The organism is Blastococcus sp. KM273129 (assembly GCF_021698995.1).
In the GTDB taxonomy this organism is placed as follows: Bacteria; Actinomycetota; Actinomycetes; order Mycobacteriales; family Geodermatophilaceae; genus Blastococcus.
The window spans coordinates 1-9,522 of the sequence record NZ_SSXB01000112.1; the positions used below are offsets into that span (position 1 = coordinate 1).

General features: G+C 77.5%; 11 protein-coding genes. 7 read left to right on the plus strand and 4 right to left on the minus strand.

Features of this window, described 5'->3' with window-relative positions; all coding sequences use genetic code 11:
• Window positions 1-29 precede the first annotated feature (29 nt).
• Both ccsB and E9565_RS20395 read left to right on the plus strand, forming a co-directional pair.
• Window positions 30-977 (plus strand): c-type cytochrome biogenesis protein CcsB, encoded by a 948-nt coding sequence (gene ccsB, locus E9565_RS20390; RefSeq protein ID WP_236828753.1) that lies wholly within the window; start codon window positions 30-32, stop codon window positions 975-977.
• A gap of 118 nt (window positions 978-1,095) precedes the next feature.
• On the plus strand, window positions 1,096-1,404 hold the full coding sequence (locus E9565_RS20395) for a hypothetical protein (RefSeq protein ID WP_236828754.1): 309 nt from the start codon (window positions 1,096-1,098) through the stop codon (window positions 1,402-1,404).
• A gap of 18 nt (window positions 1,405-1,422) precedes the next feature.
• Here the strand turns inward: E9565_RS20395 and E9565_RS23430 are convergent, their stop codons facing one another.
• Window positions 1,423-1,635 (minus strand): hypothetical protein, encoded by a 213-nt coding sequence (locus E9565_RS23430; protein ID WP_236828755.1) that lies wholly within the window; start codon window positions 1,633-1,635, stop codon window positions 1,423-1,425.
• Between the two features lie 105 nt (window positions 1,636-1,740).
• Here E9565_RS23430 and E9565_RS20405 point away from each other — a divergent pair, with 105 nt between their 5' ends.
• Window positions 1,741-2,169, plus strand: coding sequence for an Lrp/AsnC family transcriptional regulator (locus E9565_RS20405; protein ID WP_236828757.1), 429 nt, complete (start codon window positions 1,741-1,743; stop codon window positions 2,167-2,169).
• Window positions 2,162-2,485, plus strand: a complete 324-nt coding sequence (locus tag E9565_RS20410) for a DUF4229 domain-containing protein (RefSeq protein ID WP_236828758.1) — start codon at window positions 2,162-2,164, stop codon at window positions 2,483-2,485. Before E9565_RS20405 ends, E9565_RS20410 begins: the two co-directional genes overlap by 8 nt.
• A gap of 197 nt (window positions 2,486-2,682) precedes the next feature.
• Here the strand turns inward: E9565_RS20410 and E9565_RS20415 are convergent, their stop codons facing one another.
• Both E9565_RS20415 and menE read right to left on the minus strand, forming a co-directional pair.
• Window positions 2,683-3,552, minus strand: coding sequence for a 1,4-dihydroxy-2-naphthoate polyprenyltransferase (locus E9565_RS20415; protein ID WP_236828759.1), 870 nt, complete (start codon window positions 3,550-3,552; stop codon window positions 2,683-2,685).
• Window positions 3,552-4,673, minus strand: coding sequence for an o-succinylbenzoate--CoA ligase (gene menE / locus E9565_RS20420; protein ID WP_236828760.1), 1,122 nt, complete (start codon window positions 4,671-4,673; stop codon window positions 3,552-3,554). The genes E9565_RS20415 and menE overlap by 1 nt, the downstream gene beginning before the upstream one ends.
• A 41-nt stretch (window positions 4,674-4,714) precedes the next feature.
• Between menE and E9565_RS20425 the strand changes: the two genes are divergently transcribed.
• Both E9565_RS20425 and menD read left to right on the plus strand, forming a co-directional pair.
• Window positions 4,715-5,677, plus strand: a complete 963-nt coding sequence (locus E9565_RS20425; protein ID WP_236828761.1) for an o-succinylbenzoate synthase — start codon at window positions 4,715-4,717, stop codon at window positions 5,675-5,677.
• Window positions 5,674-7,368 (plus strand): 2-succinyl-5-enolpyruvyl-6-hydroxy-3-cyclohexene-1-carboxylic-acid synthase, encoded by a 1,695-nt coding sequence (gene menD / locus E9565_RS20430; RefSeq protein ID WP_236836602.1) that lies wholly within the window; start codon window positions 5,674-5,676, stop codon window positions 7,366-7,368. The genes E9565_RS20425 and menD overlap by 4 nt, the downstream gene beginning before the upstream one ends.
• Window positions 7,369-7,374: 6 nt before the next feature.
• Here the strand turns inward: menD and E9565_RS23435 are convergent, their stop codons facing one another.
• Window positions 7,375-8,619, minus strand: a complete 1,245-nt coding sequence (locus tag E9565_RS23435) for an isochorismate synthase MenF (protein ID WP_236828817.1) — start codon at window positions 8,617-8,619, stop codon at window positions 7,375-7,377.
• Between the two features lie 35 nt (window positions 8,620-8,654).
• On the opposite strand from E9565_RS23435, the gene E9565_RS20440 reads away from it, so the two are divergent.
• Complete coding sequence (locus E9565_RS20440) at window positions 8,655-9,374, plus strand: demethylmenaquinone methyltransferase (RefSeq protein WP_236828816.1); 720 nt, start codon at window positions 8,655-8,657, stop codon at window positions 9,372-9,374.
• The last annotated feature ends 148 nt before the right edge of the window (window positions 9,375-9,522 follow it).

The following is a 9,522-nucleotide window of genomic DNA, read 5'->3' on the forward strand; positions in this document are numbered from 1 at the left end:
CCCCGCACCCGAACCGGAGGTCCCCCCGCGTGACTGACTCCTCGCTGGCCGAGCTGTCGGACAACCTCTTCTCCGTCAGCGTCGCGCTCTACTCCGTCGCGCTGCTCGCCTTCTGCGCGCAGCTGGCCTTCGGCCGGCGGGTGGCGCGCGGCCGCGAACTGGCTGCCGTGGGGGCCGGGGCCACCGTCGCCCCGCCCCTGGACACCGGGGACGCCCCGGCCGAGACGCCGCGGGGCAACCGGTGGGGGCTGGCCGCCATCGGGCTGACCGTCCTGGGTGCGCTCGCCCACGCCGGCATCCTGGTCACCCGCGGCATGGCCACCGACCGGCTGCCGTGGGGCAACATGTACGAGTTCGCGACGGCGGTCGTGCTCGTCGCGGTCGTGGCCTACGTGGTGCTCGCGGTGCGCACGCCCAACCTGCGGCACATCGGCGTCTTCGTGCTGGGCCCGGTGGTGCTCTCGCTGGTGGCCATCGGCCTGGGCCTCTACACCGAGGCCGCGCCGGTGGTCGCCGCGCTGCGGTCGTCCTGGCTGGCCATCCACGTCACGGCGGCCATCATCGGCTTCGGCGTCTTCATGGTCAGCGGCATCGCCGCGGCGCTGTACCTGGTGAAGGCGCGGCCGGGTGCGGACGAGGGCGGCGGCGTCGTCTCCCGGATGCCCGCGGCCGCGACGCTGGACCGCGTCGCCCACCGCACCGCGGTGCTCGGCTTCCCGATCTGGACCTTCGCGGTCATCGCCGGCGCCATCTGGGCCGAGGCCGCGTGGGGCCGCTTCTGGGGCTGGGACCCGAAGGAGACCTGGTCGTTCGTCGCCTGGGTCGTCTACGCGGCCTACCTGCACGCCCGGACGACGTCGGGCTGGCGGGGGCGCAAGGCGGCGTGGGTCAACGTGGTCGGCCTCGCCGTCATGATCTTCAACCTGACGTTCGTCAACCTGGTCTCCAGCGGGTTGCACAGCTACGCCGGGGTCTGACCGCGTCTCCCCCGTCCGGGCGGCGCCGCGCGGGCAATGCCGCCCGTCGTCGGTCCCGCGTGCTTCCATGCCCCCATGGAGCTGACCAGCAGCGCACCGGCAGGCGGGGAGGCGGCCCGTGGGTAGGCACGAGGCGGCCGAGGGCGCCTCGCCGCACCCGCTCGTCGCCGCGGCGCTCGCCGGCCGGTCGTCGGACGCCGCCGGCGGGCCCCGCCACGAGCCGCGAGCAGCGGTGGACGGAGGGGGCCTCGGCTGGCCGGGCGACGAGCCCGCCCCAGGCGGCGGTGGGCTGGGGTGGCCGGACGCCGGCACCGAGGAGCAGGCGGCCACCCAGCAGCACGCGGAGGCCACCGGTCCGCCCGCCATCGCCGAGACGCCGCCGAGGCGCGGCTGGCGCCGGCTGTTCGGCTCGGCGCCGGCCGCCTAGCTCAGGTCGCGGGACGGCTCAGGTCGGGGAACCGTCGTCCCGGCGGGCCCGGCGCTCGAGCTCGCGCAGGAACTCCGGGTCGTCGTCCGGCGCCACGAACTTGACCGGGCCCTTGGGCCGCTGGGGACGGCGCGCAGGACGCGCGCTCCCCTCGGGCCCGGCGTTCGCCGCGGCGCGCACCACCAGGGCGACCACCACGACCGCAACCACGAGAACCACCAGGAACACCACGGGCCCACCCCCTCGTCGGACTCCAGCGTACGTCGGCGGCGATACTCGGTGCCGCACAACCGACATCGCTACCCCCGTGCAGGACGGAGAACCGCCATCGACGCCGTGGACCGGCAGCTGGTCGAGCTGCTGAGCGCCAACGGGCGCGCCAGCTACGCCGAGCTCGCCCGTCAGGTGGGGCTCTCCTCGCCGGCCGTGCACGAGCGGGTGGGCAAGCTGGAGACGGCCGGGGTGATCCTCGGGTACCGCGCCGTCGTCGACCCGGCGGCCGTGGGGCGCCCGGTGACCGCGCTGGTGAGCCTGATCGAGAGCGACGCCGTCGACGACCCGCGGGTGCAGGACGAGCTGCTCGCGATCCCCGCCGTCGAGGACTGCTGGCGCGTGGCCGGCGGTGAGGACTACGTGCTGAAGGTGCGCGTGACCGACATCGCGGCACTCGAGGAGACCATCGACGCGTTGAACCGCATCAGAGGGGTCGCACGCACGAGGACGACGGTCGTTCTCTCGACCAAGTGGGAGGGCCGTCATGGCTGAGCAGCAGAACCCGGCCGGTGCGCCGGTGGGCCCGGCGGGTGGCGCGGCCGCGCCGCCGAAGGTCCTGCCCTGGCTGGTGATGTACACCGTGGGCCGGTTCGCGATCGCCGCGGCGCTGGTCCTGGTGCTCTGGTGGGCCGGGCTCGGCAGCTTCCCGGGCCTGCTGTTCGGCCTGCTCCTGTCGATGCCGGTCTCCTACGTGCTGCTCCGGCCCTCGCGCGAACGGCTCACCGAGGCGCTCGCGGCGCGCAGCGTCGCCCGGCGCGCGGCCCGCGAGGACCTGAGGGACCGCCTCAGCGGCGGCGCGGCGGAGTGACCGCGCCCAGCTGAGGGCGAGCCCGGCGGACGGTGCGTCGAAGGCGACGTCGAGCCGCTCCACCGACCGATAGGCCGCATCAGGACTCGGCTCACCGGCCGCTGGAGCGGCTCGACCCGCGTGGCAGCAGGAGCTGCGGGCCCTCGGAGCGACCGTCGGCCGACCGTCCTACTGGAGCGTCACCCGTGCCGCCGGACCTAGCTGAGCGCCAGCCCGGCGGCGAGCAGGACGCCGGTGGCCAGGGTCAGCAGGCCGGTGGACGCGAGCACCGCGATGAGCGCCGGGCCGCGCGCGCCCGCCAGCACCGTCCGCGCCGGACCGAGGGCGAGCGGCGCGGCGGCCAGCGCCAGCAGCGCCCACGGCCGCGTCACGCCGACCGCCGCGACCACGGCGAACGGGACGGCGAGCAGCGCGGCGTAGAGCAGCCGCGTGCCGCGGTCGCCGAGCAGCACCGCCAGCGTGCGCTTGCCGACCCGGGCGTCGCCCTCGATGTCGCGCAGGTTGTTCGCCACGAGGATCGCCACGATCAGCAGGCCCACGGGCACCGACACCGCGAAGGCCAGCCCCGGCAGCGTGCGGGTCTGCACGTAGGTGGTGCCGACGACGGCCACCGGGCCGAAGAAGACGAAGACGAAGACCTCCCCGAGGGCCCGGTAGCCGTAGGGGAGGGGGCCGCCGGTGTAGGTCCAGGCGGCGGCGATGCAGACCGCGCCCACCGCCACCAGCCACCAGCTCGACAGCGCCGCCAGCGCCAGCCCCGCGACCCCGGCGACGGCGAAGGCGGCGAGCGCCGCCACGAGCACCTGCCGGGCGGTGGCGGCGCCGGAGCCGACGAGCCGCATCGGGCCGACCCGGTCGGCGTCGGTGCCGCGCTTCCCGTCGGAGTGGTCGTTGGCGTAGTTGACGCCGACCTGCAGCGCCAGCGCCACGACCAGGGCGAGCAGCGCGGGCACGAGCCGGAACCCGTCCAGCGCGATCGCGGCGCCGGTGCCGACGAGCACCGGCGCGACCGCCGCGGGCAGGGTGCGGGGGCGGGCGCCGGCCAGCCACTGGGCGGGGGTGGCCATCAGACCTCCGGGGTGCGGGCCGCGACGGCGCGGCGGTCGGGCTTGCCCGTGTGCAGGGTGGGGATGGCGTCGACCAGGTGCAGCTCCCGGGGCGCGGCCGCGGCGCCGAGCCGCTCGGTCACCCACGGGCGCAGCTCGGCGAGCGCGGGGGCGCCGCCGGACGCCGGGACGACGGCGGCGACGACGCGCTGCCCCCACTCCGGATCGGGGCGCCCGAAGACGACGGCGTCGGCGACGGCGGGGTGCTCGCGCAGCGCGGCCTCCACGGCGACGGGCGCGACGTTGACCCCGCCGGAGATGACGACGTCGTCCAGCCGACCGTGCACGGTGAGCCGCCCGGCGCCGTCGAGCGCACCGGCGTCGCGGGTGCGGAACCAGCCTCCGGTGAACGCGGCGGCCGTGGCCGCCGGGTCGCCGCGGTACCCCAGCGCCAGCACCGGGCCGGCCAGTTCGACGCCGCCGTCGGCGATCCGCACCCGCACCCCGTCGAGCGGCACGCGGTCGTAGACGCACCCCCCGGCGGTCTCGGTCATCCCGTAGGTCGTCACGACGGCGACACCCTCCTCCCGGGCGCGGGCGAGCAGCGCGGGGTCGGTGGCCGCGCCGCCGACCAGGACCGCGTCGAAGGAGCGCAGCGCGCCCGGTTCGGCGTCCAGGGCGCGGCGCAGCTGGGTCGGGACCAGCGAGGTGTAGCGGCGGTCGCCGGCCGGCATGCGGGCCACGGCGTCGGCGAGGGGCTCCCCGTCGCGGAGCCGCGTCGGGGTCCGGCCGGTCAGCAGCGAGCGGCACAGCACCTGCAGCCCGGCGATCGCCGACACCGGGAGGGCGAGCAGCCAGCTCCCGGGGCCGCCGATCCGGTCCAGGGTCGCGGCCGCCGAGGCCCGGAGGGCGCCGGCGGGGAGCAGCACCCCGCGACCGCCTCCGGTGGAGCCGGAGGTGACGACGACGACGTCGGCGCCCGGCTCCAGCGGCTCGCCGGGGCGGAGGACGGTCCGCGCCGCATCGACCACCGCCGGCGGGCCGGCGGGCAGCACGGCCAGCGGGCGCTCACCGTCCAGCGCCGCGCGGACGTCGTCGTCGGAGAGCTCACCCGCGGCCACGAGGGTCAGCTGCCGAGCCACGAGGGACGAGGGTACGGCCCGGCCGGAATAGGGTGATCACCGTGACCGCCCTCCCCACGACCGCGTTGCCGGCGGGGATCACCGAGCTGGCGGTCTACGAGGTGCCGCTGCGCACCCGCTTCCGGGGGATCGACGTGCGCGACGGCGTGCTGCTGCGCGGGCCGGCCGGCTGGGGCGAGTTCTCGCCGTTCTGGGACTACGACGCCGCCGAGAGCCGCCGCTGGTGGGCCGCCGCGGTGGAGGCGGCCACCGAGGGGTTCCCCGCGCCGGTGCGCTCGAGCGTGCCGGTGAACGTGACGGTGCCCGCCGTCGACGCGGAGCGGGCGCGCGCGATCGTCGCCGCCTCGGGCTGCCGCACCGCCAAGGTCAAGGTCGCCGAGCCCGGGCAGACGGCAGCCGACGACCTCGCCCGCGTCGAGGCGGTGCGCGACGCGCTGGGCCCCGGCGGGGCGATACGGGTGGACGCCAACGCCGCCTGGGACGTCGGCACCGCGGCGCGCCGGATCCGCGAGCTCGACGCCGCCGTGGGGCTGGAGTACGTCGAGCAGCCGTGCGCCACGCTGCCGGAGCTGGCCGCCCTGCGCCGGCGGATCGACGTCCGGGTCGCCGTGGACGAGGGGGTGCGGCGCTCGGCCGACCCGCTCGCCGTGGACCTGCGGGAGGCCGGCGACGTCGTCGTCCTCAAGGTGCAGCCGCTGGGCGGCGTGCGGGCGGCGCTGCGGGTCGCGGAGGCGCACGGGCTGCCGTGCGTCGTCTCCTCGGCGCTGGAGTCCTCGGTCGGGATCGCCGCCGGTGTCGCGCTGGCCGCCGCCCTGCCGGAGCTGCCGTTCGCGTGCGGCCTGGCCACCGTGGCGCTGTTCACCGGCGACGTGTCGTCGTCCCCGCTGCTGCCGGTGGACGGCGCACTGCCGGTGGTCCGGCCGGAGCCCGACCGCGTCCCTCCCGCCGGGGACGGGACGGCTGCCCGGTGGCTGACCCGGATCGACGAGGTGCTCGCCGCGTGAACCCCTCCACCGCCTTCGCCCGCGTGCTGGTCGACGAACTGGTCCGCGGCGGCGTCACCGACGCCGTGCTTGCCCCCGGCTCGCGGTCGGCGCCGTTCGCGCTGGCGCTCGCGGCGGCCGAACGGGACGGCCGGCTGCGGCTGCACACGCGCATCGACGAGCGGACGGCGGCGTTCCTCGCGCTCGGGCTGGCGAAGCGGTCCGGCCGCCCCGTGCCCGTGGTGACGACCTCGGGGACGGCGACCGCGCACCTGCACGCCGCCGTGCTGGAGGCCGACGCCAGCGGGGTGCCGCTGCTGGCGCTCACCGCCGACCGGCCACCGGAGCTGCGCGCGACCGGCGCCAACCAGACGATCGAGCAGGCCGGGCTGTACGGGGCCGCGGTCCGCTGGGCCGCCGACGTCGGGGTGCCCGAGGCGGGCCGCGAGGAGGCGCAGAACCGCTACTGGCGCTCACTGGTCGCCAAGGCGCTCACCATCGCTTCGGGCACCCTCTCGGCCGATCCCGGCCCGGTGCACCTGAACCTGGCGCTGCGCGAGCCGCTGCTGCCCGGCGACGAGCCCGCGGAGCTGATCGGCCCCTGGGCGGGCCGTCCCGGCGGACGGCCGTGGACAGCGGCCGAGCCGTCGGCCGGGGCGGCGGGGTGGGCGGGGCGGGTGCTCCGCCTGCCGCCGCGCACGCTGGTGATCGCCGGCGACGGCCCGCCGCACGCCGCGCCCGGACTCGCCGAGGGCTCCGCGTGGCCCGTCGTCGCCGAGCCCAGCAGCGGATTCTGGGGGCTGCCGGGCGGTGTGCGCGGGGGCGTGCTGGCGCTCGGCGCGGCGGACTGGCTGGCCGCGCACCGGCCCGAGCGGGTGCTCGTGGTGGGTCGCCCGACGCTCTCCCGGCCGGTCAACGCCCTGCTGGCCGACCCCGCCGTCACGGTCGAGACGGTGAGCGCCTCCCCGCGGTGGGCCGACGCCGGCCGGTCGAGCAGCGCCGTCCGGCGGCTGCTCGCCGGCGCCGAGCCCGGCGAACCGGTCGACGCGGAGTGGACGGCCGCGTGGGACGCGGCAGCCGGGCGGGTGGGCGCGGCGGTGGACGCGGTGCTGGACGGCGCCCCGGCGCTGACCGCCGCGCGGCTGGCCCGCGACGTCGTCGCCGCGCTGCCCGCCGGGGCGCTGCTGGTGCTCGGGTCCTCCACGCCGGTGCGGGACGTGGACCGGCTGGCGGTGCCGCGGGCCGACGTCACCGTGCTGGCCAACCGGGGCGTGGCCGGGATCGACGGGACGATCTCGACCGCCGTGGGGGCGGCGCTGCTGCACGGCGGGCCGGCGTTCGCCCTGATGGGGGACCTGACCTTCCTGCACGACCTGACCGGGCTGCTGCTCGGCGAGGGGGAGCCGCGGCCGGACCTCACCGTGGTCGTGCCCGACAACGACGGCGGCGGGATCTTCGCCCAGCTGGAGCCGGGGCAGGACGGCTACGCCGCGGACTACCGGCGGGTCTTCGGCACGCCGCACGGGCGGGACCTGGTCGCGGTCGCCGAGTCGCTGGGGTGGCCGGCGACCCGGGTGTCGACGCCGGCGGAGCTGCAGGCGGTGCTGGGGCTCGGCGGCCCGCAGGTCGTCGTCGTCGGCACCGACCAGCGCGCCGAGGCGCAGCTCGCGACCGACCTCCGCACCGCCGCTGCCCGCGCGCTGGGCGGGTAGCCGCGCTCAGCTCTCCAGCGCGGCCTGGAACGCGGCGAACTTCGACTGGGTCTCGGCCAGCTCGGCGGCCGGGTCGGAGCCGGCGACGATGCCGCAGCCGGCGAACAGCCGCGCCCCGCCGTCCGCCGTGAGCTCCGCGCAGCGCAGCGCGAGCCCGAACTCACCGTCGCCCCGGGCGTCCATCCACCCGACCGGACCGGCGTAGCGGCCGCGGTCCATCCCCTCCAGCTCGCCGATCAGCGCGGCGGCGTCGGTCGTGGGCGTGCCGCAGACGGCGGCCGTCGGGTGCACCGCCCCCACGAGCTCCAGCAGGCCGGCCGGCACCCGCTGCGTGCCGACGACGTCGGTGGCCAGGTGCCGCACGTTGGCGAGGGTCAGCAGCTCGGGCTCACCCGGCGCGGTGAGCTCACCGCAGTAGGGCTCCAGCGCGCGGACCAGCGAGTCGACGGCGAGCGCGTGCTCCACGCGGTCCTTCGCCGACCCGAGGAGCGCCGTGGCGAGCCGCTCGTCCTCCGCGCCGGCCCCGCGCGGCGCTGTGCCGGCCAGCACGCGGGAGGAGAGCTGCCGCCCGGTGCGCCGCAGCAGCAGCTCGGGGGTCGCTCCCAGCAGCCCGTCGACGGCGAAGGTCCAGCAGCCGGGGAAGCGCGCCGCCAGCCGGTGCAGCAGCCGCCGCGGGTCGAGGGCGGGCTCCGCGGAGACCAGCAGGTCCCGGGCCAGCACCACCTTGGCCAGGTCACCCGCGGCGATCCGCTCCACGGCGGCCGCGACGGCGGCGCACCAGCTCGCCGGGTCCAGCGCGCCGTCGGCGTAGCGCAGTCGGGGGGCCGGGGAGTCGCCGTCCCGGACGGGCGCCGGCAGCTCCGGCGCGGCACCGATCGCGGTGACCCACCCGACGCCGTCCCGCCGTCCCACGACGACCTCGGGGACGACGAAGACCGACGTGCCGGCCACCGGGTCGAAGGCGATGCTGCCGAAGAGGACCGGCCCCGACCCGGGCACGCCGACGTCGTCGCCGACGTCGAGCCCGGCCACGTAGGTGTCCCACCAGTCGGCGGCCTCGGCCAGCGCGCCGGGGCCGGAGACCTCGAGCCGGGCCGCCTCGCCCCAGCCGACGAGGCCCTCGCCGCGCCGCACCCAGGAGAGCCCGGCCCCCGCCGGCAGCAGGTCGAGCAGCTCACCCGCGGCGTCGGCGCGGACCGTGCTGACGGTGTCGGCGGCCGCTGCCGGTGAGGTGAGGGCGGCCGCAGTCACGTGATCAGAGTAGGCAGCCTTGTAGCGTCGACGCCGTGGCAGACCGGCGAGACGACCCGCACACCGCCGGCGTGAGGGCCGGGCTGGACAAGCGACCGGCCGAGGTCGCGGCGATGTTCGACCGGGTCGCCGAGCGCTACGACCTCACGAACACGGTGCTCTCCGGCGGCCTGGACGGCTCCTGGCGGCGGGCCACCCGCGAGGCCCTGGGCGCCCGCCCCGGGCAGACGGTGCTGGACGTCGCGGCCGGTACGGCGGTCTCGACGGTGGAGCTCGCGGCCGGCGGCGTGCACGCGATCGCCTGCGACTTCTCCCAGGGCATGCTGCGCGCCGGCGCAGCCCGGCCGGTGCCGAAGGTGGCCGGTGACGCGATGGCGCTGCCGCTGGCCGACGAGAGCGTCGACGGCGTGGTCATCTCCTTCGGCCTGCGCAACGTGGCCGACCCCGACGCCGCGCTGCGCGAGTTCTCCCGGGTCACCCGCCCGGGCGGCACCCTGGTCGTCTGCGAGTTCTCCAGCCCCACCTGGGGGCCGTTCCGCACCCTGTACACCGAGTACCTCATGAAGGCGCTGCCGCAGATCGCCCGGGCGGTGAGCAGCAACCCCGAGGCCTACGTCTACCTGGCCGAGTCGATCCGCGCCTGGCCCGACCAGCCGGCCCTGGCCGCGCGGCTGCAGGCGGCCGGCTGGGCGGACGTCGCCTGGCGGGACCTGACCGGTGGCATCGTCGCCTTGCACCGGGGCCGCAAGGCCTGAGCCCCTCCGGCTGAGCCGGTTGCTCGGAAGTGTCGTACCCCGTACGTACGTTCGAGCCGTGCCCACCGCCGAGCTGAGACGCAGCCCTCTCGAGGGCGCGCTCGTGGGGTGGCTGCTGGAGCTGCGGCCGACGGTCGCGCGGTTGCCG